Raw genomic sequence first — 23839 nt, 5'->3', positions numbered from 1 at the left:
ACACCGCTTTTCTAAAATCATACATCCAGATAGGTCACCTTTAAAGCGTGTCGCTCGATGAAATTTTTTCTCTCCTGCGTGTCCTCACCCATCAGAATCTCGAACAACGCATCCGCTTCCTCCGCATTCTCTATCGTAACACGAATTAAACGTCTTGTGGCAGGGTTCATGGTTGTTTCCCAGAGTTGTTCCGGGTTCATCTCTCCCAGACCTTTGTAACGCTGCACCTCAACGATCTTCTCGGAACCGTTCAGCTCTTTCATCAGAGCTTGGTACTCCTCGTCGCTGTAAAGGTACAGTGTCCTGTCCGGCAGCTGAATCCTGTAAAGCGGCGCGACGGCTATGTAGATCCTTCCTTCCTCTATCAGTGGTCTCATGTATCTGAAGAAGAAAGTGAGCAAGAGTACTCTTATGTGTGCCCCGTCGATGTCGGCATCGGTCATGATGATGATCTTTCCATAGCGCAGTTTACTCCTATCGAATCTCTCACCTATCTGGGTTCCAATCGCATAGATTATATCTTTAATCTGCTCGTTGTTGAGCAATTTCTGCATCGACGATTTCTCTACGTTCAGGATCTTTCCCCTCAACGGCAGTATCGCCTGGAATTCTCTATCCCTCGCCTGCTTCGCAGAACCACCGGCGGAGTCACCTTCAACTATGAACAGTTCCGATTTCTCCACATCGTTAGTCACACAGTCTGCGAGCTTGCCCGGCAACTGGGCCCCTTCGAAGGCACTCTTTCTTCTCACCAATTCTCGAACTTTTCTGGCTTCTTCCCTGGCCCTCTTGGCTTCCTGAACTTTCTCCAAAATGGTCTTCAGCAGACTTTTGTTGATTTCGAAGAGTTCCGTGAGACGTTCCCTCACAACCTTGGTGACCGCGGTTCCCGCACTCTCGCTCCCGAGTCGGCCCTTCGTCTGTCCCTCGAACTCCGGATTCGGCATGAGAACGTTCACTATCGCCACAAGGCCTTCTCTCACATCTTCACCCTGGAACGAATCGTCCTTGCGCAAGTAACCGAGATTTTTTCCGTAATCGTTGAGTAACCGCGTCAGGACGTTCCTGAACGCCGTCACGTGTGTTCCGTGGTCTATCGTTCTGATGTTGTTCACGAAAGAATAGATTTTTTCTTCATCTTGAAGTGCGGTGTAGACGAAGGCCACTTCGACCTTGATATCTTCATAAGTGCCGGAAACATGTATCGTTTCGTGCAGCGGTTTGAGATTGTTGTTCTTCACGATGTAGGCTATGAATTCTTTTATGCCACCGACATAGTAAAACGTGGTTTTATAATCGTTGATCCGATCTTCGAACTCTATGGTCAAGCCCGGGTTCAAGAAGGCGAGCTCCCTCAGCCTGTTCTCGATGACGTCAGGATCGAACTCCGTTGTTGAGAATATCTCTGGATCGGGTTTGAACCGCACCGTTGTACCATGTTCGGTGGTTTCCCCGAGTTCCTTGACCTCGCAGAGGGGTTCACCCCTCGAATACTTCTGGTAATAAACTTTTCCGTTCCTTCGAACCCAAACTTCCATGACCTCAGACAACGCGTTCACCACGGATGCTCCGACCCCGTGGAGCCCTCCACTGACTTTGTACGCCGAGCTGGAAAACTTTCCACCTGCGTGTAGTGTCGTCATGACCGTTTCGAGCGTGCTTTTTCCAGTCTCCGGATGGACTTCGATGGGAATACCCCTTCCGTTGTCTTCGACTTCCGCAGACCCATCTTCGTGGAGGATCACCTTGATCCTGTCGCATGCTCCCGCCATGGCCTCGTCAACGCTGTTGTCGACGATCTCGTACAGCAAGTGGTGCAGTCCACTTTTGCCTGTGGAACCTATGTACATACCAGGTCTCATGCGCACCGCTTCGAGACCTTTGAGCACTCTTATGTCTTCCGGTCTATAATCAGTTGCCATCTCGACCCCTCCTGAACACGACGTTGTTGACCATCTTTTCGCCGAGCCTTTCGTTCAGCTTTTCAACGATCTTTCTGGACATGAAGCGTGCTTCGGTCAACCAAACGTCGTTGTCGCATTCGAACAGAACGGTTCCGTTGGAAAACTCAACGAACTTACAGTGGCGAGCCAGGGATTCTCCCAGAACGCTCGAAAGGTCGGAGAGAACAAGTCTGAGTTTCAGCTGGTTGAAAAAAGGATCAGACTTGGCGAGCGATTCAAAAACATCCTTCAACCTTTTCATTCCCAGTTCTCCTCGATGCTCTTTATGAATTCCTCGAATTTACTCGCGAGGAACTGGCCAACTTTGGTGTCGTATCGTCGCCAGCCATCGAGTTCGTTCACCGGAACGATGCCCCTGCTCGTGTGGGTCAAAAACAGCTCGTCGGCACCGTATAGTTCCGACAGTTCAACCCAGCGTTCTTCGACGATCATTCCAAGACTCTGACACAGCTTTATCGTGTTGAGCCTCGTGATGCCAGGCAGAATGCCGCTGTCGATGCTGGGAGTGATCAGTCTGCCATCCTTCACAAGGAAGACGTTCGTGAACGTTCCTTCGCACACCTGACCGCGGTTTCCAAGCATTATGACGTCGTACGCGTCACCCTTGAAACGTTTGGCTAAAAGGATGTCCGTCCTGCCAACCACCTTCAGATCCGCAGGCGTTGAGAGTGGATCTATCTTTCTCACGTTACTGACCTTCACTTTGACGTAACCGAGTGGCTCCAGTTTCAGTTCCCTGACGTAAACGATCAGCTCGCAACCAGCTGGAACGTAATCGAAGGCGCTGAACCTGCCCTTCGGCGTCGCGACCACCCTTATCGAAGCCTCAGCACCCAGCTTCTCTACACCTTCTTCCAGTATTCTTCTGAAGTCCGCATAGTCCATGGGTAGCGACAAACCCAGATGTGAAAGCGTCACCAGCAGGCGCTCGTAATGGTATCTCGCGGCGAACAGTCTTCTGTCGTAAGTTCGAAGGGTTTCGTAAGCCACGCCCCCGTACAAGAATCCGGGTTCGTCTATCTCGAGTTTCACATCCTTTTCATTCCACCAGGTTCCTCTCCAGACCAGCAACTTGAGACACCACCCCTGCGCCGTTGGGCTTCCTAACGATCACCTTCGTGAGAGCGCCGACATCCATCGAAACGAGTTCGTGGCGGACGTAATACTCGTCGTAACCGTAACCCATGCCGTTTTTTCTCATCTCAACCAGCACAGTTCTGATCTTTCCAACAGCGTTCATTCTGTAGTTTGCGGCGACCTTCTCTGCAACTTCTCTGAGCAGTTTCATGCGCCTGTCTTTCTCTTCTGGTGGAACTTTCTGTTTCATTCGAGAGGCTGGCGTACCTGGTCTGTCTGAATATTTGAAAGCATGAACTCTGGAGAATCCCGCTCGCTCGACGAGCTGCAGCGTTTTTTCGAAGTCACCGATGGTTTCACCTGGAAAGCCTACGATTATGTCACTCGTTACGGAAAAGTCCGGATCGATCGTGCGCAGTCGTTCAAGAAGGTTCAACACTTGCTCGACGGTGTAGTTGCGGTTCATCGCCTTCAAAATCCTGTTCGATCCACTCTGAACAGGTACGTGCAGGTGTGGACACAGCTTTTCTTTGTTTTTGAACATCTCCATCAGATCCTCAGAGATGTCCTGTACGTTGATCGAGCTCAGTCTGATACGGAATTCCCCCGGCACGGCTTTCAAGATCTGTCTCAAAAGCCGTGCAAGGTCGTCGCCAGTGTCTCGGCCGTACCTGCCGAGGTTCACACCCGTCAGGACGATCTCTTTGTATCCGGCACGGACCAGGTTCCTCACTTCCTGAACCACGATCTCAACGGGCTTGCTCCTTATCTTCCTGCCCCTCGCGAGCGGTACGATGCAGTAAGTGCAGTATTCGTCACAGCCATCTTCGATTTTCACGTAGGCCCGAACCCGTTCCGCGAGGAAATTGTTCACGCATTCATCGATTCCATAATCAGGTTGTGAGACTTCGACCTTTTGCTCTCTCTTCTGAAGCCACTCGTTTATGTAGGTGAGGATCTCTCTCTTCTCCTTGTTTCCAAGGATCAGGTCAACCCCACATTTCCTGATCGAGTCCACGTCTAAGTGCGAATAGCATCCCACCGCGACGAGCAAAGCGTTCGGATTCAACCTTCTGAGTCTTCTCAAATACTGCCTTGACTGCCTTGCGGCTTCGTTCGTCACCATGCACGTGTTCAGGATGCATATGTCGACGCCCGCGGGCTCTGGGGACACCACGATCCCGGCACGCTCGAGCTGTTCTATGATCAGCTCCATTTCGTACTGGTTGACCTTACAGCCAAGGAAAGCGACGAACGCCCTCATAGGTATCCTTCCATGGCTGCGCGTACGACGTTCGTCCTTGTTATGATGCCAAGGAGTCGACCGTGCTCATCCACCACTGGGAGGACCTTCACGTTGTGCTTTATCATGAGGTCAGCCACATGAACGAGAGACGCGTTCTCGTTGACAACGAGAGGAGGATGCGTCATGATCTCCCGAACAGGTTTATCCTTAATTTTGGCTGCCATTTTGAGAAACTGGTTCATATCCGGAATGAAGGTGGTCGACTGCAAAAGGGAAAAATACCCTGGTACCGCTGCCTTTATTATGTCGCTCTCACTCACGAAACCTATCACACGCATGTCTTCGGTAACAACTGGAATTCCACTGAGAAACTGAGAGGCCATGATCCTTACCACATTCTCAACTGTTTCGTCCTGTGTGACGGCCGTCACATCCCTGATCATAACGTCGTAAACCCTCATATCATCATCCCCGCCTCATCTCAGGCGCTCTAGTGTGCACAAGCCAAGCGCTTCGTTTATCTCGTCGTACGTGGGCATCTCCTTTGTCAACTTTCTGGTCTTCGCCAGAGCGGCGGCGTAACCAAACTTCGCCACATCGAGCATGTTCGCGCTTCTGTCTGTGAGCCTTTTGTAAACCATCGCCGCTACGTAAGCGTCGCCAGCTCCCAAAATGGTTTCCGGTTCGACTTCCTCCGGGGTGCTGATCAACCACACCCCGTCCTGCGTTGCGACCACATCGTTCTTGACTTCGTACGATATGACAACCAGCTTGCAACCTTTCTTGACCAACCTGACGGCCGCATCGACGTAGTCTTCCAGTTTCTCGAGCCGTTCTCCCAGGACCGTCACGCTGCCCCTCACATCGGGCTTGACCACATCAGGAACGCAGATCTCAAGGGCAGGAGTCAGATACTCGTCTATCATGTCAAAGAACACCGTTTTTCCTCTTTCCCTGGCCATTTTGGCCATTTTCCCGTAGATCTCACCGGTCAGTCCTTGAGGCAAACTTCCAGAGAGCACAACAGCCTCCACTCTGGAGAGGTATATTTCGTAGCGTTTCATGAGCAGTTCGATTGCTTTTCTTTCCACCCTCGGACCGGGAGAATCTATGGACGTCATGGTGTGATTCACTGGATCCACGATCACGATGTTTTCCCTCGTCTCCTCCTCGATGTGTACAAAACTCGTGCTGATCAATGGGCTCACCTTGTTCAGTTCCGTGAGCAACACGCGACCGGTGTAACCGCCGAGTATACCTATCGCGATGGAGGAAACTCCCAAACGTGCGAGCGCCATGGAGACGTTGATGCCTTTACCACCAGGGCTCATGACCATGTGCTTATGGTCCTTGATCCTGTGGTAAGCGTTCGTACTGAACTCCTCTATTATGAACTGTCTATCCAGTGCGGGATTGAGTGTCACAGTTACAACTTTCAACCTTTCACCTCTCCAGAACGAATTCTCTCGCAGGACCCCTGTATTCAATTGTACCACTCTTCATCATCACGAACTGATCCGCGATGGGTAAAAATCTCAGTTTCTGCCGCGTACTGAGCACGACGATTCTGTCCTGCTTTATATTCAACAGTTCTTTGAGAACGGGAACCAGCGTGTCGTCGTCCAGATGATCCAGTATGCAGTCGAGTACAACGATCATCGACTTTTTGACTATCGCTGCGAACAACAGGAGCATTATTTTTTCCATCGTGTAGAACTGCCTCACAGGGGTCTTGAGCTCACGTCTGAGGAACTTGAGGATACCGAGCCTGTCGAGCTCCGAAGCGAAGTCATCTAAGGAAACGCTGGATTCTGAAAGGGTGATCTTTATGAAATCGGCAAAGGTGAGATCGTCCATCGCTTCGACGAAAGAAGGTTCAACGTAAGAAACCATCTGTCTGAGCAGTTTTTTATCGTAAACCTGTACGGGCTTTTCGTTTATGAGCAGTTCCCCGGACCAGCTGACGTTTTCGTAGATCTCCCTGTTCAACCCCGAAAACGATCTGAGCAGTACCGATTTACCGGCTCCTCTGGGGCCATAGATGACCGTGAGCTGACCGGCTTCGAGGAAGAGGTTCACGTCTCTCAGCACCGGTACGCTGTCTATGGTCATGGAGAAGTTTCTCAGTTCTACGGAGCTACGACTCCTTGTCCTTTTCTGACTTTCTTCCATTCCCATCACCGTTCTCTAAGTACATCCTCCTGAGCATCTCTTCTTTCGCTTCTTCCTGGCCGTCTTTGAGAAGCTTCAACAGTTCGTACTGAGACAGGGTTTTGAGGTTTTTCTGTGACTTCTGCATTGGATCACCTCTCACGATAAATACTACGGCGGTTGAATTACCTCAGCTTTTAGCAAAGTTTAAGACTGATGTTTCTTACCTGTAGGTCTAACGATCTGCAACAGTTTCATCCGATGGTACAGTGTTCTAACACTCATTCCAAGTTCCTGAGCAGTTTTCTGAACATTCCAGTCGTTGCGTTCGAGCGCCCTCAATATCAGCCCTTTCTCGTACTCTCTCAAAGCCCTTTTCAGGTCCTTCACATCCGTTGCGACTTCCTGCGCCTGATAGGTCAACCTCAACGGCGGCAAGTGGTGTGCCCTGATGAACCTCTCATCCGGTTCCATGGTTATCATGGCTCTACCGATGATGTTTTCGAGTTCTCTCACGTTTCCGGGCCAGTCGTACGAGGTCAGTTTGTGTAAAGCTTCTGGGGATATTCCCTCGACCGTCCTGCCGTACTCCTGGTTCAGCTTCTTTATGATGTGCTGTACGAGCATTGGTATGTCCTCTTTCCTCTCTCTCAACGGTGGGATGTGTATGGGGAAGACGTTCAGCCTGAAGTACAGATCTGCCAGAAAGGAACCTTCTTCCACCATCTTCTCCAGGTTCATGTTCGTTGCGGCGATGATCCTCACGTCGATCTTGATCGGTTTCGTACCGCCCACAGGTGTTATCTCTTTCGTTTCTAAAAATCTCAGCAGTTTCGGTTGCACTGCCAGAGGCATCTTCCCTATCTCGTCTAAGAAAATGGTGCCTTTGTGAGCTTCTTCGAACAGACCTTTCTTTCCTTCCCTGCGGGCACCCGTGAATGCGCCCGGAGCGTAACCGAACAGTTCTGATTCGAGCACCGATTCAGGTATCGCAGCACAGTTGACGCTCACGAACGGCTGGTCTTTTCTGTCGCTCGCGTTGTGTATGGCGTGTGCGAGTAGCTCTTTGCCCGTACCGCTCTCACCCCTCAACAACACCGTTGCGGGAGTCTGTGCCACCTTCATGGCTTGTTCCACGATGCGCTTCATCTTGGGGCTCTCGGCAACGATGTCGTCGAAGGTGTACTTGGCACTCATCCGCCTCACGATTCGGCGCATTTCTTCGAGTTCCCTGCTCAGTTTCACAATTTCCGAAACATCGTGTATGACTCCGACGCTGCCCCTGAACTCGCCCTTCACGAACAATGGCGTGACGTCCACGATCACTTCTTTGCGAGTCGGCCCGACGAGTAGCCTCGCTCCGTATATGGGTTGTTTCGTCTGTGCGACCTTCATGTGCATGCTCTCGCCTTCTGCGATGTCTATGGTGGCGGGTTTACCGATCACTTCCTGCGCAGAGAAGCCCGTGATTCTGGTGTACGCCTTGTTCACCATCACGATCTTTCCCTCAGCGTCCGCCACGGATATGGCATCGTTCGTCGATTCTATGATCGCCTTGAGCAACGCCTCCATTTCGCGCAGGTTCGTGACCTCTTCAACCATTTTCTGAACGCTCGTGATGTCCCTGAAGATCGCCACGGCTCCTATGATCTGTCCGTTGTCGTCTCTGATGGGTATCCTCGAGGTTATAATCTTGACGTTTCCGAGTTCCTGGACGTGGTCTATCTCAGCCTTACCCGTCTGAACAACGATGTGCAACCTCGTGTTCGGTATAGCGTCAACCACGTGCTTGTTGATCACGCTCGAGGCCGGTATACCCAGTATGATAGACGCCTGTTTGTTCATGTACACAACTCTCGCGTTCCTGTCGACGATGATGACTCCCTCGACGATGGAGTTCAGAACGGTTTCAAACAGTTCTTCTCTCGTCATGCAACCACCTCGAATAGATGCTCACCAGCTGTTCTACCCGCAAATCGCGCACTCTCACGTTTTCTAAGTCGTCACAGTCAACCTTCATCTCTTTGAGGACGGATTTCACGTTCCTGTTCGGCCTACAGAAAAGCTCTCTCAAGAAACGTTCGTAACTGTCCAAATCCACCGCCACACTCTTTCTCGCCATTTCCACCAGCACGGAGTCCACCTTCGGAGGAGGTTCGAAGCAGTGTCTCGGTACTCGACGGAGGATGGACACATCGAAGAACGTCTGGCACAACGCGGTCATGAACGTGCCCTTGTGTTTTCCACGCCCCCAAACGATCTTCTCGGCAAATTCCTTCTGGACGATGAAGACACACCTCTGAAAACCGAGTTCGATGGCCTTTCGAACGATCCTGGAGGATATCTGATAGGGGATACTACCGTAGCACAGCTCTGCACCTTGGAGCTCTTCTCGGGTCACACTCAAAAAATCTTTTATCCTCAGCTCGACGTTCCCATAAGGTACGTTCTTCGCGAATTCTATGCTCAGCGATTCGTCTATTTCGTAACACAGAACTCTGCACCCTGTCTGGGCGACGAACCTCGTGAGAAAACCCGTTCCGCACCCTATCTCAACGACCACATCTTCCCTGCGCGGGTTCAACCTTTTTACGAGTTCAAAAGCGATTTCGTCACACCTGAGAAAGTGCTGACCGTAAGGCCTCACTGTTCGAGGAACACTTCCGCCTGACCTTCGATCGCGACCGTACCGTCAGCTTTCAAAACGTTCGTTGAAAGCATGACCCTGTGTTTTTCTTCTCTTTTTTCGATCACCTTCACGTGAACCTTCACCGTCTCGCCCACGAACACGGGCGCCCTGTAAACGAGTTGCTGTTTGACCAGGATCGTCCCCGGCCCTGGAAAGTCCATACCGAGAACCTTCGAGATCAGCGATGCGACCAGCATACCGTGGCAGATCCTCTTTTTGAACCTCGTGTTCCTCGCGTAATCTTCGTCCAGATGAACGGGGTTCTTGTCACCGGTGATCTCTGCGAACGTTTTCACCATATCGTCGCTCACCGTGAAACTCGCTTCGTGTTCCTGACCTACCTGTAATTCGGAAAATCTCATCGTTTCACCCCACGACACATATTATCACGTACCGCGGTAGAATGTAATTCGGAGGTGGAAAGGCTGGACAGAAAGATATATCTCAAAAAGATGGATCTCGATCGGGCGCTACAGCTTTACCTCACCCGTTTGAAGGAGATAGGATTCTTCGAACCAAAGGTTGAAAAGATCGCAGTGGGTGAGGCACTCGATAGAGTCCTGGCGTCCGCCGTTTTCGCCCGCAGGAGCGTTCCACATTACAGCGCGGCTGCGGTCGATGGAATAGCCGTTCGGAGCGTTGACACAATCCAGGCCTCGAAACGCAATCCAAAAAGGCTCACGAAAGACCAGTTCCTGTTCGTGAACACAGGCCAGCCGTTATCCAACGGTTTCGATGCGGTGATCATGATAGAGGACGTTCACCTGCTGGAAGACGGATCGGTGGAGATACTCGATCCTGTGCCGTTGCTCCACAACGTCAGAACCGTCGGTGAGGATGTCGTAGAGCACGATATGCTCTTCACGAAGTTCCACCGCCTCGCACCGCAGGATCTTTCACTGTTGCTCGCCGCCGGGGTGTTCGAAGTGGAAGTCATCAGAAAGATCGGTTGCGCCGTTGTCCCCACGGGTGACGAGATCATCGAGCCGACCGGAGAACTGAAAGACGGTTTCATACCGGAAACGAATTCCACGCTCGTCAAGGCTTTCCTCGAAAAACTGGGAGCTAACGTGAAGGTGTACGGAACACTCGATGATGATCCTGCCAGGATAGAATCGACCTTGCGGCAGCTCCTGGCCGAGCATGATCTTGTACTCTTCATAGGAGGCTCTTCTGCGGGAAGCAGAGATTTCGTCTACCGCGTGCTCGAAAACGTCGGCGAAGTCATGGTACATGGTCTCAGCATCAGACCGGGCAAACCCACGGTTTTGGCCGTGGTGGAGAACAAGCCTGTGATCGGTCTACCCGGTTTTCCGGCGTCGTGTTACACCGTGTTGGAACGCATCGTCAAGCCCATCGTTCAGGAATGGTACCACCAGCCGGTTGAAGAGAAGGAGTGTATCGAGGCAGAGAGTGCGGCGAGGATTTTTTCATCGGTCGGTGACGAGGAGTTCGTCAGGGTCGTTCTCGCGAAGGTGAGGGACCGATACGTCTGTGTTCCTTTGAAGAGGGGAGCGGCCACGATGTCATCTCTCACAAGAATGGATGGTACGATCGTCGTTCCGAAGGGGCAGGAAGTTGTGGAAGAAGGCGAGAAGATCACCGTTCAGCTCGAAGTTCCGAAATCCCGGATCGATGGAACCGTTCTGTTCATCGGTAGCAACGATCCTCTGATCGACCTCATGGCGAACCTCCTCGCAGAGCGTGGCGTGAGGTTGTCTGCTGTGAGCGTGGGTAGCTTGGGTGGTGTGCGTGCGATAGCCAGATTCTTCGCACACCTCGCCGGAGTTCATCTTTTCGACCCTGAGAGTGAAACTTACAACCTGCCCTATTTGAGAAGAATGCTGAAACGCTTCGTGCTGATCAAGTTTGCTAAAAGGCTCCAGGGCATCGTGGTTCAGAAGGGGAACCCAAAATCCATAAAAACGCTTTACGATCTCACACGAAAGGATGTCAGGTTCGTGAACAGACAGAAAGCTTCGGGAACGAGGATCTTGCTGGATCACTATCTCTCCAAACTCGGTATAGATCCTCACGAAATCAACGGTTACGACAGCGAAGAGATCACACACATAGCAGTCGCGCTGAGGATCAAGAAGAACCAGGCGGATGCGGGCCTGGCGGTCGCCCACGTTGCCCAGCTCATGGATCTGGACTTCGTACCTTTATGCTGGGAAGAGTACGATCTTTTGATCCTTCCAGAGTTCGTTGAAGATGAACGTTTCCAAATCATAATCGATACGATAAAGTCGAAGGAATTCAGAAACCTCGCCTTACAATGCGCCGGTTATGATATCTCGGATGTGGGGAAGATCGTTGTGGAAGGTGAACCTGTGTGAGAGTCGCAGTCGTGGTGGTCAGCGACAGGGTGAGCCAGGGTATCATGAACGACAGAAATGCGGACACGGTCGAAGAGCTCATGAAACAGATCGGCGCTCGGGTTGAGAAAAGGTCCGTCGTCCCGGACGAACTCGCGCTGATACGTGACGAGCTTTTGAAGCTGAGCGAAGAAGGTTTCGACGTGGTTGTCACCTGTGGAGGCACGGGAGTATCACCCAGGGACGTCACACCGGAAGCGACCGTGCAGGTCATAGAAAAGAGGCTCTACGGCATGGAGATGGCGATGATGCTCGAGGCACTGAAGCACACACCCACGGCGATGCTGTCACGGGCGGTTGTGGGTGTGAGAAAACAGACCTTGATCATCAACCTGCCGGGCAGTCCAAACGCTGTACGGCAGAACCTGAAGGCGATCTTGCCGGCCATACCGCACGCGATCGAAAAGATCAAAGGTTCGACGAAGGATTGTCATGTTCCGGAAGGTGAGTGAATTGAACGGGTCGAAATTTCTCAGACTCGCCACCCTCGACAGGGTCTACTCGGAGTACCTGCAGTCTGTGAAAGCCATCGATGAGGCCTCAGATGTTTCCGTGCTGGAATCGCTGAACTTCGTGGCCGCCGAAGACGTGTTCGCACCTCACGATCTACCCGGTTTCGATAAATCCTTGGTCGATGGTTATGCGATCAGATCGAGAGATGTCGTCGGCGCGAGCGCCAACTTTCCGTCGATGCTGCGTTTCGCCTTCGAAATCAAGGTGGGAGAAAAGCCAGAGAGGTTTCTCAATGAGAACGAAGCCGCCCGGATCGCCACCGGTGCGATGCTTCCAGATGGTGCCGATGCGGTGGTGATGGAGGAGCACACGCAGAGGTTCGACGAGTTCGTCGAGGTGATGAAGCCCGTTGCCGTGGGTGAGAACGTACTCAGAAAAGATGAAGACGTGAAGAAAGGTCAGCTCGTACTCGGCAAAGGTCAAAGGATCAAGCCAGGGCACATCCAGCTCATGCTGCAACTTGGTGTTGATAGAGTGAAGGTGTTTCGACGTGCGAAGGTTGGGGTGATAGCAACGGGGGACGAGATCGTCGAGCCTTTCGTTAAGGATAAGTCCATCGTACAGGTACGCGACAGCAACAGTTATGGACTCGTCGTCTGGCTGAAATCTATGGGTTTTGAAGCCGAACGCGTCGGTCTGTGTCGTGACGACGAAGATGAACTCTTTCGTTTGCTGAGAGATTCTTTCGATAAATACGATGTGCTGATCATCAGTGGGGGAAGTTCCGTGGGGGCGAGGGACTTCACCGAAGCTGCGATTGCACGCATAGGAAAACCTGGCGTGCTCTTCCATGGGATTTTGATCCAACCTGGAAAACCTACGATCCTCGCGCACGTGGACGGAAAACCTGTCGTGGGGTTGCCTGGAAATCCTGTCTCTTTCACCGTCAGTGCGAGGTTTGTCCTTCTACCTGTTTTGAGGAGGATGGAAGGTGAGAAGGACTTTCTTCCGAAACCTTCAGGGATGGTGAGGTTGACGAAGAACGTATCTTCAAGGCAGGGCAGGGAACATTTCGTCAGAGTGAGAGCGTTCGTGGAGGATGGTCAGGTCTGGGCCGAACCCTTGGAGAGTGAGACTGCTCAGGTGTCGAACCTGGTCGAAGCCAACGGTGTGGTACGAGTGCCGTCGAACGTTGAAGGTTTCTATGCGGGCGATCTGGTGGAATTCTACACGCTCTGGTCCGGGTGGTGATGTCGGATGGTCAAACAGATCCTGGCGCTCTGTCTCTACTTCGGCGCGTACTACGTGATCCTCAGCCGTGCTCAGAGGACGTCCGTCAAGGTGTTCTTGCTCGGTCTCATCGCTGCTGTTCTGAAGATCTCGGAAAGTTTGACGATGGAGAACATATCGCACGTGGTGGACTTCAACACCATAGGCCTCCTGCTGGGCATGATGATCATTGTGGCCGTTCTGAAAGCCACAGGTTTCTTCCAGATGGCGTCAATCTACGCGGTCCGGCTCGGAAAAGGAGAGTTGAAGAAAACTGTCGCGTTGCTGATGATCTTCATAGCGATGCTCTCGGCAGTGCTGGACAACGTCACAACGCTTCTGATATTTGCCCCCATTCTCTTTCTGGTGAGCGATGCGGCCGAAATAGACCCATCCAGGTTGCTGGTGCTCGGTGTGATCGCGTCGAACATCGGTGGTATGGCGACGATGATCGGTGACCCTCCGAACATCGTCATAGGCAGCGCGAGCGGTCTGAGTTTCGTTAGTTTCATTGTTCACCTGGCACCCGTATCTTTGCTGATCCTGTTGATAGCCGTAAGGATGTTCTCAGGTACGGTATCCAAAGAACACGTATCCGAAGCGGGTTTGAAGAACCTGGCGGCGACCGATCCAAGGCAGGCTGTGACGGACAAGAAATTACTCGTGAAGATTGCCTTAGTCTTTTTGGCAACGATTCTCGGTTTTGCGTTCCACCAAGTTCTGGAGATCGACTTGGCTTTGATCGCGCTCCTCGGAGCGGCCCTGAGCCTCGTTCTCGCGGGAAAGAGTTTTGAGGACGTCGCTAAAGAGATCGAATGGGACACGCTCTTCTTCTTCATGGGATTGTTCTCACTCACGCACGCCGTGCAGGTGACCGGCACTCTCGATCGGTTCGCCAGTCTCATCTCCAACGTACACTACGTACCAGTCTTGTTCATCGTCCTCACCTGGCTCAGCGCCGCCATGGCCTCTTTGCTGAGCGCGGTACCGACGGCGATAACTCTGGTACCAGTGATCAAGTACTTGATCGGTCTGGGTTATCCTGTTCAGCTGTGGTGGACGCTGGCTTTAGGTATTGGACTGGGTGCGAACCTGACACCGATAGGTGCCGCCGTGAATATAGTCGGTGTTTCACTGTTGAAGAAGTTCACTGGAAAGAGTCTTTCGTTCCGAGATTTCTTCCAGACTTCCCTTCCGCTCGTTCTAATAGCTCTAACGATTTCGAGCGTGTACAGCTTGCTGATCGGTTTGCTGGGATGGTGAGGACCTCTTGGAACAGCTTTTTCAGGAATACTTAGAGTATCTCAGGTACGTCCGCAGGGCTTCTGAGAATACGATCACAGCTTACAGGATCGATGTCGCGCAGTTCTTGCAGTTCTTGCAAGCGAAGGGTATAGACCTGGCGGTGTTCGGTGTGAAGGATGCCGAAGACTATTTGAAGCATCTTTCGAAAAGTTACGACAAACCGCCGAGCGTTTCAACCCTGGCACGGAAGATTTCATCGCTCAGGAACTTCTTCGATTACCTTCTGCTCAGACACCACGTTTCCAGCAACCCGTGGCTGAAGGTTAGAAGCCCGAGACTCAGAAAGAGGGCGCCGGATTTTCTGACGAAAGAAGAAGCGGAAAACCTGCTGAAAGCCAGCGAGCAGAACGAGAGGGACCACCTGATTATGTGCATGCTGTACTACTGTGGTTTGAGGGTCAGTGAGCTGTGCAACCTCAGGGTTGGAGATGTTTCTTTCTCACCGGCGTTCGTGAGGATAGAGATGGGCAAGGGAAGGAAGGACCGAATCGTTCCTTTGAACAGGCATCTTGCGAACGAACTGAAAATGTACGTGGAAAGGAACGGGAAAGAGAGCGATGAGTACCTCTTCGCAGGCAGAAAAAGGTTGCACCCGAGCACGGTGTTCAGGATCGTTCGAAAGTATGCCAACCTCTGCAACATAAGAAAGAAGGTCCATCCTCACACGCTGCGTCACTCGTTCGCCACTCACCTGCTGCAGAGGCGGGTGAGCGTCAGGGTCGTTCAGGAACTTCTGGGGCACGCGAACCTCTCGACCACGAGCACTTACTTGCATCTGCTCGACGAGGAGAAGTTCGCGGCGGTCAACGTTCTGGTGGAGGAGGAATGAGCTGTGTCGGGGAAACTCACCGTCATTGTGGGACCGATGTATTCGGGCAAGACCACGGAACTGCTTTCCTATCTGGAGATCTACAAGCTCGGAAGAAAGAAGACGCTGCTCTTCAAGCCGGCTCTGGACGTTCGTTACGGCACCAATGTTGTCAAAACACACTCCGGCCTTGAAGCTCAGGCGATATCCGTGGAGTTTTCAAAAGACATGCTTCCCTATCTTCAGGAGAGAGTCGATGCCGTGTTCATCGACGAGGTCCAGTTCTTCGATAAAGATCTGATCAAACTGGTCAGAAAACTGCTCGACGAGAACGTGAACGTGTTCTGTGCCGGATTGGACCTGACCTTCAAACAGAATCCTTTCGAAACGACCATGTTGCTGCTCGCGTTCGCGAACGAGGTCATAAAGAAAAGAGCCGTCTGTCACGTGTGCGGCGAGCACAACGCCACGCTCACCTACAAGATTTCCGACAGCGACTCTGAGATCGATGTGGGTGGCAAAGAAAAGTACATCGCGGTCTGTCGGGATTGCTATAACGGGCTGGTGAAGCAGGGCCATGGAACGGGTGCTGGTGTTACCATCGAAGATCGTTGAGGGTTTCGTCGACGATAGAAACGGCGTGTTTCAGATCGAACTGGACAGAGTGAGAGAGGCGATCGAAAAGAATGCCTTTTTCATCGACAGACAGATCGCCGAGTTCGATGAGTCTGTGAGACAGGTGATACCTTACGTGTTGATGCGTGAGAACGACAAATTCCTCCTGTTGAGAAGAACGAAGAAACAGCAGGAAAAGAGGCTTCACGGCAAGCTCTCTCTCGGTGTGGGTGGTCACATCAACACGAACGACGGTGATACTCCCTGGGAAGCGTTCCTGAAAGGGATGGAGAGGGAGATGCACGAAGAAGTGAACGTTGAGCTCGAGCGACTCTCCTACGTTGGGCTTCTGAACGACACGAGCTCGTCCGTGAGCCGTGTGCACGTTGGACTCGTCTATCTGGCAGAGGTCAAGTTTTTGGGCCTGAACGAGCCGGACATGTTCGATTTCTGGTTCGCCGATCTATCGGAGATAGAGCGAAGAGAAGGAGAGCTCGAAGGATGGTCGAAACTGGTCCTTGCTTTTCTGAGAGGGCGTACGCGAAGCTGAACCTCTATCTGGACGTGGTTGGCAAACGTTCAGACGGTTATCACGACATCCTCGGTCTGTTCCAGACCATCGACCTGTACGATGAGCTCCTTTTCTTTCGAACAGAGCACGCCGGTGAGATCGTTGTGGCGTGCGATGTTCAAATAACGGGAGAAAATCTCGTCGAGAAAGCCTACAGAAAGTTCTTCGAACGTTTTCCGGTCGATTTCGGTTTGAAGGTGGTACTCAAAAAGCGCATACCCATCGGATCCGGGCTTGGAGGCGGCAGTTCTGACGCCGCAGCCACGCTCAGATTCCTCGCGAAGAGTACGAACGTTCCGCCGTCCGAACTCATCGAGATTGCCGTTCAGGTGGGTTCGGACGTCCCCTTTTTCCTCTTCGGTGGTACGGCGATCGTGGAAGGGAAGGGCGAGAAGATCACGCCGTTACGCCCCATAACCGGTTACACGGTGGATCTGTTCTGTCCGGGCGTGAGTGTGAGTACGGCGAAGGCTTATTCGATGCTGAAAGAACACGATTTTTGTAGAGGTCCAAAACCTGTCGAGAGGCTCTACGAAGCTTACATCAACCACGAACACGATGTGATCGCACGCATGTCCTACAACGTTTTTCAGACTCTCGTGTGCTCGATCCACAACGAGATCGACGAAGCGTTGAAAACCGCGTGGAGCACAAACCCCATAGTTGCCCAGCTCACAGGTACGGGTTCGTGCGTTTTCGCCGTTCGTGAAACACATGGACGTCACCGTTTCTGCTGAAGGCCCATCAGTGCGGCACCGAGTGCCCCCGTCGTCACGGGATTCTTCGGGACGATGAGCTCGACACCGAGCAACCGTTCCAGCGCGTTCTTCAATCCTTCGTTCAGTGCGACACCACCCGTGAGCACCACCGGTGGGACACCTTTGACCCTTTCGTACATGGTCGCAAGCCTTCTGGCGATCGCGTTGTGTGCGGCGAACAGTATGTCCTGCCTGCCGTAACCCTTGCTGCGCAACGATATGATCTCGCTCTCGGCAAAGACCGCACACACGCTGCTGATGTTCAGCACTTGCTTCGCCTTCAAGGATTCCTCGCCCATCTTCTCCAAGGGAACCTCCAGAATCGATGAAACGATCTCCAAGAATCTGCCCGTACCCGCCGCACACTTGTCGTTCATCACGAAATCAACGATCTTTCCCTTTTCGACTCTCATCACCTTGCTGTCCTGTCCTCCGACGTCTATGATCGTTCTCACATCGGGATAAAGGTGGCTGACGCCCACCGCGTGACAGGTCAGCTCGGTCATCCTTTCGTGAGCGAAGTCGATGGCACCGCGTCCGTATCCCGTGGCAACGACGAAGCAGTTTTCTTCATCGAACTTCAAAGTTTTCATCGCATGGTCCATCAAACGCTTCGCAGTTCCTCTCGGATCGGCACCGGTTCTGGAAATTTGTTCGAACAGGATTTCTCCACGTTCGTTCAGAACGACGATCTTCGTGCTCGTGGAACCGCTGTCGATCCCGACGAAATAGGAAGAACCGAAATTCTTTCTGTCGCCTCTTTCCTTCACTCTTTCCAGTAAGGCTTCGATCCTGGTTCTGGACTGTTCCAACGCGTTCGTGAAGTCGTTTTCGATCGTCACGAAGGGCAATCTCAATTTTCTCAGCACTCCTTCGTCGAAATGGTAAAAATCACAGAATTTCGCTGTGTGGAGGACGATGGCATCCGGGCGAAACCGCTCGATCAAAGATCGCAGATCCCTTCCGCGTGCGAACCTTCCACAGGGAAGTTTTCTGTTCAGAATCCTTCTGGCCACGGATTCGAAGACGTCCGAGCTTGCCTGCACGTTCGAGATGAGTGCGTAAGGACCAGAGCAGGTCGCGTTCAGGGCAAAGCTTCCGGTTTCTTCCACGATCTTCACCACTTCATCGTCTGCCCAGGAACCCAGCAAAAGGACGAGGCCATCTTTCTTTTCGAGCGAGCCTATCCATTCCTGGTTTGAAAGTTCCTCGAAGATCGCCTTCGCCCTGTACGGATCTTCAACCACGGCCCGTTCCAGCTCGCTCGATCTGTCGACGAACCATTGATGTGTCTTTTCGAGCTGGTCTAAAGATGCTTCGCTGTTGAACGTGGTTTTGAGGAACTCCCACAGCCTTTGAAGTTCCCTCGCGAAGAAACGTACCGAGATCTCATCGTTCTTCACAGGAACGTGCAAATAGAAAGAACGGTTCTTCTTAAAAAAATCGTACGATCTTCTCATCGAATCGCACGAGTCCGTCCACACCAAAACCTCGTCAGGTTTGACGGAGCACACCGCGGATCTGCAAAAAGCGCACGCGTTGGGATGAAGGTATTGAAATTCACCCGAGCTTGGTTCTATCCTCCTGAAAGGGATTTTCAGTGCGTGAAAGAACTCGAACGGAACCAGAGGGCAGTTGTACACGATCATCGGATCATCTCCAGGAAAGCCTCGACCCTCGTTTTGAACTGTTCGGCAGAACCGTTCGTGTGATCCACACAGTCTCCGTCCAGCGACAGAAAGGGGATCTTCAGTTCTTCGAAAGCTCTCTTCACGAGTTCGACGGAACCGCTCGATTGTTTACACCCAAGGTGGTTGAAGTGTATAACGCCATCGACTCTGAAGTCGAGGGCGAGTTTCTTCGCAAACTGTGCTCTTCTATCCACCGTACTCAATAAAGGATTGAGCAGCAGCTTTTCCGCGATACTTTTGAACGGATGGTTCACGTCCACCTTCCAGTCCATCCAGTCCCACGAAAGTTCGCAGGCCACCACCGTGTAGCGGCTGTGTTTGGAGAAAATTTCGTTCAGAACGTTGTCGTAGTAGGGGCTCAGGTGCATCCAGAGGAACCTTTTATCGATGTGCTCGGTTGGAGTTTCGAGCTGTTTTCTGAGCGATCGGACGGCCCTCAGCATGTACACATCCGGCCCGACGTGAAGGGCGTAGAGCAGATTCACGTGCTGGTACAGATGCAGCTTGACGGGTCGCTCGCACAGCTTTGGATAGATCTCTCTCAACGTCTCGAAGATCTCCGACTCCACCTTCAGCTGCTCTTCGAACTTCCTGTGGTCGAACTTCCTGTTCAACTGGTTTTCCAATTCGTAGACTGCGTTTTCCAGCTGTCTTGAGACGTATTCAATCCCTGACTGGTCGAAGGTCCGCGGAACGTCGAGCACCACAGGCTCGACACCGTGCAGCTGGGCCATCGTTCTGAACGCGGGAATGTTGCCGTCGCAGAGCATGTTAGTGACCGCAACGGCTTTGACGTTTCTCAGCATCTTCAAAAGGTTCAAACCGAGCCCTGCACGGTGGAAGGAGCAGGTGTTCTTCGAAACGCCCATCGCCTCCGCCCGGGCGAGCGCGAAATCTTCCAGGTGCATCGCGGCGAGCGTGCCCGCAAGCCCTTCGGCAGAGACGCACTTCAAGCCAAAACCGGCCATGATCTCCGTCGGGAAGAACAGATTGACCAGCGCGATCTCTTCGCCGCTGAAGGCGGAGGCAACGATCGAAAGTGCCGAAAGATCGATCCAGCTCGAAAAATCGTTTTTCACAGCCGCGACAGCCTTGCGGCGCGCAAGTTCCAGCCCGACACCGAATTTGAGCAACTTCCGCGCCGCGGTCGGTCTCTTCCAGAAGAGTCTGACCAAGCTACCGTAAGCTACACTCTTCCTGCTCATCGGTTTGAGCAATTGAAAAGGAGGTCTTTGAACGAGACACCGTTGGCGAGTCTTTCAACCTGGAAGATGTCGGCCACGGTTTGTCCAAAATCGGCGAAGGATTCTCTGACGCCCAGATTTACATCTTTACACACGCGTTCACCGCAGACCAAGATGGGCACCCTCTCTCTCGAATGGTCCGTCGATGGTGTGGTAGGATCGCACCCGTGGTCCGCCGTGATGAACAGAACGTCGTCCTGCTGCATGGCGCTCCAGATTTCTGGAAGCCTCGCATCGAACTCCTCGAGTGCCCTTGCGTACCCTTTCACATCGTTCCTGTGTCCGTACTTCATGTCGTAGTCGACCAAATTGGTGAAGATCATGCAATCGTGCTTTTTGTTCTTCATCACCCAGATCGTTTTGTCCACACCGTCCATGTTGTCCTCGGTCTTGAAGCTTTCCGTTATTCCCCTTCCAGCGTAAAGATCGTATATTTTGCCCACGCCGTAGACTGGAATGTTGTTTTCTGTCAGTATATCCAGCAGCGTGCGTCCCTCCGGCGGCAGGGAATAATCGTGTCTTCTGGGCGTTCTCACGTAGTTGGGCCACTCGCCCGTGAAGGGCCTCGCGATCACTCTGGCGACCTTGAATCCCATCTCGTCGAGCAGGTTCCGCGCGATCTCGCAGTATCTGTAAAGTTCTTCGACGGGGACTATTTCTTCCTTGGCGGCGATCTGAAAAACGCTGTCCGCGGAGGTGTAGACGATCAGGGCTCCCGTTCTTTCATGCTCCGGTCCGAGTTCTTTTATGATCTCGGTGCCCGAGGCAGGTTTGTTTCCGATCACTTTCCTGCCGGTCCTCCGTTCGAATTCCTCTATCAATTCTTTCGGAAAACCGTTGGGGAAAAGATCGAACGGTTTTTTGAGCACGATACCCGCGAGTTCCCAGTGCCCCGTCGTTGAATCCTTCCCGGGACTCTTTTCGAGCATGATGCCGTAAGCACCCATGGCGGGCATTCTCGGAACGCCTGGGATGTCGTCCAGATTACCGAGGCCCATCTTCGCCAGATTTGGTAAGTTCAGGCCTCCCACGGCCCTCGCGGTGTTCACGAGCGTGTTGCTCCCCTCATCACTGTAGAGGTGTGCATCGGGGAGTTCACCTATACCGACGCTGTCAAGAACGATCGCGATCACCCTCATCTCCAGATCCTCCTCACCCGAATCCTCCGCTGACTTGGTAACAGAAGACACAGAAGAACAAAGCCGACGCAGAACCACACCACGAGGTCTCCGTACTTCGTGTAGAAGGTGATCCCTTCGCGCGGGATCAAACTCACTTCCAGCGCGTCGTACATCCTCACAGGTGAGACCTTCACGATCCTTCCGTAAGGATCCACGACGCCAGTTATGCCCGCGTTGGAAACCTGAACCAGTTGGCGTCTGGTCTCCACCGCTCGAAAGACAGCTTTTGAGAAATGTTGCATGAGAGCGGTGTTGTAGGCGAACCAGCCGTCGTTCGTACAGACTATCAAAACTTCGGCACCCTTGCTGACAAGCTTTCGAGACGGCTCGCTGAAGTACGATTCGAAGCATATCTGAAATCCCATCGAAGGATAACCTTCGACCTTCACGGGTGAGAAAGCTTCGCCGGGCTGGAAGTAAACCAGGCCCTTCAAAAAGTCGAAGGCACCGAAGATCTTTTCGTAAGGCAACGTCTCCACGAACGGGAAGAGCTTGACCTTGGAGTAGATCCTCCTGATACCCCACTCATCGATCAAGAAGAGGCTGTTCTTCGGCCCTTCTTTCGATACTGCACCAAGTACGATCTTCAAATTCCTTTCGCTGGCGAGTTTGTAGAGCCTTTCTCCGACTTCATCGCTCGTTGGATCTGAAGGAAACACGTCTTCCGGCAGGACGATCAGCGCGTTTCTGAGCTTCTCCAGGTGCCCTTCAAGTTTTTTGTATAGCTCCATGCTCGAGGATCTGTACTTCTCCTCAGGTGTGACATGGGTCTGCAGCGCCACCAACTTCGTTTCACCGTCTTGAGGCAGGGGCAGGAAATTCTCCACACTGTGCGAAACGAGAACGATCAAAAGCACGATCAGGGCGATCCTTTCGATCGGTCTTGAACTCTTCTTCATCATCGTGTACAGCAACCTGTTGACCAGAACGATCAGAAACGTCAGACCGTAGGAACCCACGATGGGTGCAAGCTGGAGCAATCCGACTTCTCTGTACAGGGCGTCCGCGAGCGTACCACCCGTGAATCCCATCTCACCGAGACCCCTCAGATAATCCATCAGGGTGTAGAGTGATGCGACGAAGACCGCGTCCAGCCACACACGGTTCTCAACCGATCTTTTTCCGATCGCGTACAGCAAGCCGAACAGGGCGAAGGGTAGCGCTTCGATGACCAGCATGAGCAGGAAGACGAAGAATCCGAGCCAGCCCGGAAACCGCGAAAACGTTCTGGGCAGATTCTCCACGAGAACCGGTAGCACCCAGTAGAGGTTGATCGCACTGAAGAAGAAAAAGTACAGAAAACCGTACAGCGTACTTTCGAAAACGCTTTTGTTCTCGAGGGCCATGAAGAGGAATATCAAACTGAACCACACGAAAAAGCCTAAGAGAAAGCCTGGCATCGCCAGAGCCGTCAAGACACTCGAAAGGGCGAGGAAGAGAAGGCTCATTCTCGAACACACTCCTGAAGGATGAACCTTTCCAGAGCTTTCGCGACACCAGAATCATCGTTGCTTTGTGTGACGTACGTTGCGATTTTTCTAACCTCCTCTGGAGCGTTCATCATCGCCACGGAGATGCCAACCATACGCATGATCGAGATGTCGTTCAGATTGTCCCCGATGTACATCACTTCCTTCGGACTGATGCCGTACATGTCCAGGAAAAACTCGAGCGCTTTCTCTTTCCCAACGTTGGGTCCGAAGATCTCCACGAACGCTTCTCCATCCTTCTTCTGGTTTTCCACGATCGTGTAGCCATCGTGGAAGATCGAAGAAACTTCCCAGATCGCTCTGTTAACGTCTTCGACGTTGCCAACGAGTGCGACTTCGACCACACCGTTCCTCTTCCTCAGTTCTTCGATCAGGTCCTTGACCAGCGTGATCCGATGCGCGTTCAATCTGAAATACTCTTCAAAGGCACCGTGGTAAGGTCCTTCAACGAGCATGTCTTTCTCTGAAAAGAAGGATTCGTAGACCACAGGATAGACCGAATGCGCGCGGCACGATTCCACAAAGTGACGTGCCAACGTTGAATCGAGCTCGATGCTTCTGTAGACCTTCATGTCCACAGGATCGATGATCAGAGCTCCATTCTGAAAGACGGCTGGAATGCTTATCTTCAGCTCCCTCACGTAACGCGCCGCCGAGCCAAAGCTTCGACCAGTGAAGATCGTGACGTGGACTTTGAGTTCGACCGCGCGACGTATGCTCTCTCTGTTCCTTTCCGATATGCACTTCTTGCTGTCCAGAAGCGTACCATCGAGATCTATGCAAACGAGCTTGATCAAGCGCCTCACCGTTCAAAGTATAACAAAAAGAGGGAGCTTTCGCTCCCCCTGGTGCCGAGGGCGGGACTTGAACCCGCACGGGCCGAAACCCACATGGCCCTCAACCATGCGTGTCTGCCAATTCCACCACCTCGGCAGTCCGTACAAAATTT

Annotated in this window: 24 protein-coding genes and 1 tRNA gene; 8 read left to right on the top strand and 17 right to left on the bottom strand. The window is 52.4% G+C overall.

Annotated features, from left to right (window positions below; all coding sequences use genetic code 11):
* Positions 1–17: 17 nt before the first annotated feature.
* Genes gyrB through TSP01S_RS07905 form a run of 11 tightly spaced genes read right to left on the bottom strand, consistent with a single transcriptional unit; the run spans position 18 to position 9489 of the window.
* A complete protein-coding gene (gene gyrB / locus TSP01S_RS07950; protein WP_041077594.1) occupies positions 18–1922 on the bottom strand; it encodes a DNA topoisomerase (ATP-hydrolyzing) subunit B in 1905 nt (634 codons plus the stop codon).
* On the bottom strand, positions 1912–2205 hold the full coding sequence (locus TSP01S_RS07945) for a DUF721 domain-containing protein (protein ID WP_041077593.1): 294 nt from the start codon (positions 2203–2205) through the stop codon (positions 1912–1914). Before TSP01S_RS07945 ends, gyrB begins: the two co-directional genes overlap by 11 nt.
* A complete protein-coding gene (locus tag TSP01S_RS07940) occupies positions 2202–3035 on the bottom strand; it encodes an aminotransferase class IV (protein WP_041077592.1) in 834 nt (277 codons plus the stop codon). The genes TSP01S_RS07945 and TSP01S_RS07940 overlap by 4 nt, the downstream gene beginning before the upstream one ends.
* Positions 3004–4305, bottom strand: a complete 1302-nt coding sequence (gene mtaB / locus TSP01S_RS07935; RefSeq protein WP_041077591.1) for a tRNA (N(6)-L-threonylcarbamoyladenosine(37)-C(2))-methylthiotransferase MtaB — start codon at positions 4303–4305, stop codon at positions 3004–3006. The genes TSP01S_RS07940 and mtaB overlap by 32 nt, the downstream gene beginning before the upstream one ends.
* Positions 4302–4748 carry a CBS domain-containing protein gene (locus TSP01S_RS07930; protein ID WP_041077589.1) on the bottom strand — a complete coding sequence of 149 codons (447 nt, stop codon included), beginning with the start codon at positions 4746–4748 and terminating at the stop codon, positions 4302–4304. Before TSP01S_RS07930 ends, mtaB begins: the two co-directional genes overlap by 4 nt.
* Positions 4749–4763: 15 nt before the next feature.
* The gene (locus tag TSP01S_RS07925) at positions 4764–5726 is read right to left on the bottom strand and encodes a 1-phosphofructokinase family hexose kinase (protein ID WP_041077587.1); all 963 of its coding nucleotides are present in this window, start codon (positions 5724–5726) and stop codon (positions 4764–4766) included.
* A gap of 4 nt (positions 5727–5730) precedes the next feature.
* Complete coding sequence (locus tag TSP01S_RS07920) at positions 5731–6459, bottom strand: ATP-binding cassette domain-containing protein (RefSeq protein WP_041077586.1); 729 nt, start codon at positions 6457–6459, stop codon at positions 5731–5733.
* Positions 6425–6586, bottom strand: coding sequence for a hypothetical protein (locus TSP01S_RS10320; protein ID WP_171816816.1), 162 nt, complete (start codon positions 6584–6586; stop codon positions 6425–6427). Before TSP01S_RS10320 ends, TSP01S_RS07920 begins: the two co-directional genes overlap by 35 nt.
* A gap of 59 nt (positions 6587–6645) precedes the next feature.
* Positions 6646–8370, bottom strand: a complete 1725-nt coding sequence (locus TSP01S_RS07915) for a sigma-54 interaction domain-containing protein (protein WP_052463558.1) — start codon at positions 8368–8370, stop codon at positions 6646–6648.
* Complete coding sequence (rsmA, locus tag TSP01S_RS07910) at positions 8348–9085, bottom strand: 16S rRNA (adenine(1518)-N(6)/adenine(1519)-N(6))-dimethyltransferase RsmA (protein ID WP_041077584.1); 738 nt, start codon at positions 9083–9085, stop codon at positions 8348–8350. Before rsmA ends, TSP01S_RS07915 begins: the two co-directional genes overlap by 23 nt.
* The gene (locus tag TSP01S_RS07905) at positions 9082–9489 is read right to left on the bottom strand and encodes a MaoC family dehydratase (RefSeq protein ID WP_041077582.1); all 408 of its coding nucleotides are present in this window, start codon (positions 9487–9489) and stop codon (positions 9082–9084) included. Before TSP01S_RS07905 ends, rsmA begins: the two co-directional genes overlap by 4 nt.
* A 54-nt stretch (positions 9490–9543) precedes the next feature.
* Between TSP01S_RS07905 and TSP01S_RS07900 the strand changes: the two genes are divergently transcribed.
* Genes TSP01S_RS07900 through ispE form a run of 8 tightly spaced genes read left to right on the top strand, consistent with a single transcriptional unit; the run spans position 9544 to position 17263 of the window.
* Entirely contained in the window at positions 9544–11466 is a 1923-nt protein-coding gene (locus TSP01S_RS07900) for a molybdopterin biosynthesis protein (protein WP_231848549.1), read from the top strand.
* Positions 11463–11957: a MogA/MoaB family molybdenum cofactor biosynthesis protein gene (locus TSP01S_RS07895; protein ID WP_041077580.1), complete on the top strand. Its 495-nt coding sequence runs from the start codon at positions 11463–11465 to the stop codon at positions 11955–11957. Before TSP01S_RS07900 ends, TSP01S_RS07895 begins: the two co-directional genes overlap by 4 nt.
* Position 11958: 1 nt before the next feature.
* On the top strand, positions 11959–13209 hold the full coding sequence (locus TSP01S_RS07890; RefSeq protein ID WP_231848548.1) for a molybdopterin molybdotransferase MoeA: 1251 nt from the start codon (positions 11959–11961) through the stop codon (positions 13207–13209).
* A 6-nt stretch (positions 13210–13215) separates the two neighbouring features.
* Positions 13216–14490, top strand: coding sequence for an ArsB/NhaD family transporter (locus TSP01S_RS07885; protein ID WP_041077576.1), 1275 nt, complete (start codon positions 13216–13218; stop codon positions 14488–14490).
* Between the two features lie 7 nt (positions 14491–14497).
* Entirely contained in the window at positions 14498–15361 is an 864-nt protein-coding gene (xerA, locus tag TSP01S_RS07880; protein WP_041077574.1) for a site-specific tyrosine recombinase/integron integrase, read from the top strand.
* A gap of 3 nt (positions 15362–15364) precedes the next feature.
* The gene (locus tag TSP01S_RS07875; RefSeq protein ID WP_052463557.1) at positions 15365–15955 is read left to right on the top strand and encodes a thymidine kinase; all 591 of its coding nucleotides are present in this window, start codon (positions 15365–15367) and stop codon (positions 15953–15955) included.
* Positions 15918–16505 carry an NUDIX domain-containing protein gene (locus TSP01S_RS07870; protein ID WP_041077572.1) on the top strand — a complete coding sequence of 196 codons (588 nt, stop codon included), beginning with the start codon at positions 15918–15920 and terminating at the stop codon, positions 16503–16505. Before TSP01S_RS07875 ends, TSP01S_RS07870 begins: the two co-directional genes overlap by 38 nt.
* Positions 16457–17263 (top strand): 4-(cytidine 5'-diphospho)-2-C-methyl-D-erythritol kinase, encoded by an 807-nt coding sequence (gene ispE, locus TSP01S_RS07865; RefSeq protein ID WP_041077570.1) that lies wholly within the window; start codon positions 16457–16459, stop codon positions 17261–17263. Before TSP01S_RS07870 ends, ispE begins: the two co-directional genes overlap by 49 nt.
* Here the strand turns inward: ispE and TSP01S_RS07860 are convergent.
* The 6 genes from TSP01S_RS07860 to TSP01S_RS07835 form a co-directional block, all read right to left on the bottom strand.
* A complete protein-coding gene (locus TSP01S_RS07860) occupies positions 17248–18933 on the bottom strand; it encodes an acyl-CoA dehydratase activase (RefSeq protein WP_041077569.1) in 1686 nt (561 codons plus the stop codon). The genes ispE and TSP01S_RS07860 overlap by 16 nt on opposite strands.
* Positions 18930–20180, bottom strand: coding sequence for a 2-hydroxyacyl-CoA dehydratase family protein (locus TSP01S_RS07855; protein WP_041078647.1), 1251 nt, complete (start codon positions 20178–20180; stop codon positions 18930–18932). Before TSP01S_RS07855 ends, TSP01S_RS07860 begins: the two co-directional genes overlap by 4 nt.
* Entirely contained in the window at positions 20177–21358 is a 1182-nt protein-coding gene (locus TSP01S_RS07850) for a phosphopentomutase (RefSeq protein WP_041077568.1), read from the bottom strand. The genes TSP01S_RS07855 and TSP01S_RS07850 overlap by 4 nt, the downstream gene beginning before the upstream one ends.
* Positions 21355–22848, bottom strand: a complete 1494-nt coding sequence (gene lnt, locus TSP01S_RS07845; RefSeq protein WP_041077566.1) for an apolipoprotein N-acyltransferase — start codon at positions 22846–22848, stop codon at positions 21355–21357. The genes TSP01S_RS07850 and lnt overlap by 4 nt, the downstream gene beginning before the upstream one ends.
* On the bottom strand, positions 22845–23687 hold the full coding sequence (locus TSP01S_RS07840; RefSeq protein WP_041078645.1) for a Cof-type HAD-IIB family hydrolase: 843 nt from the start codon (positions 23685–23687) through the stop codon (positions 22845–22847). Before TSP01S_RS07840 ends, lnt begins: the two co-directional genes overlap by 4 nt.
* A 49-nt stretch (positions 23688–23736) precedes the next feature.
* A tRNA-Leu gene (locus tag TSP01S_RS07835) sits at positions 23737–23823 on the bottom strand.
* Positions 23824–23839 lie beyond the last annotated feature (16 nt).

Source organism: Thermotoga caldifontis AZM44c09 (genome assembly GCF_000828655.1).
Lineage (GTDB): Bacteria > Thermotogota > Thermotogae > Thermotogales > DSM-5069 > Pseudothermotoga_A > Pseudothermotoga_A caldifontis.
This window is presented reverse-complemented; position numbering and strand designations above follow the sequence as displayed.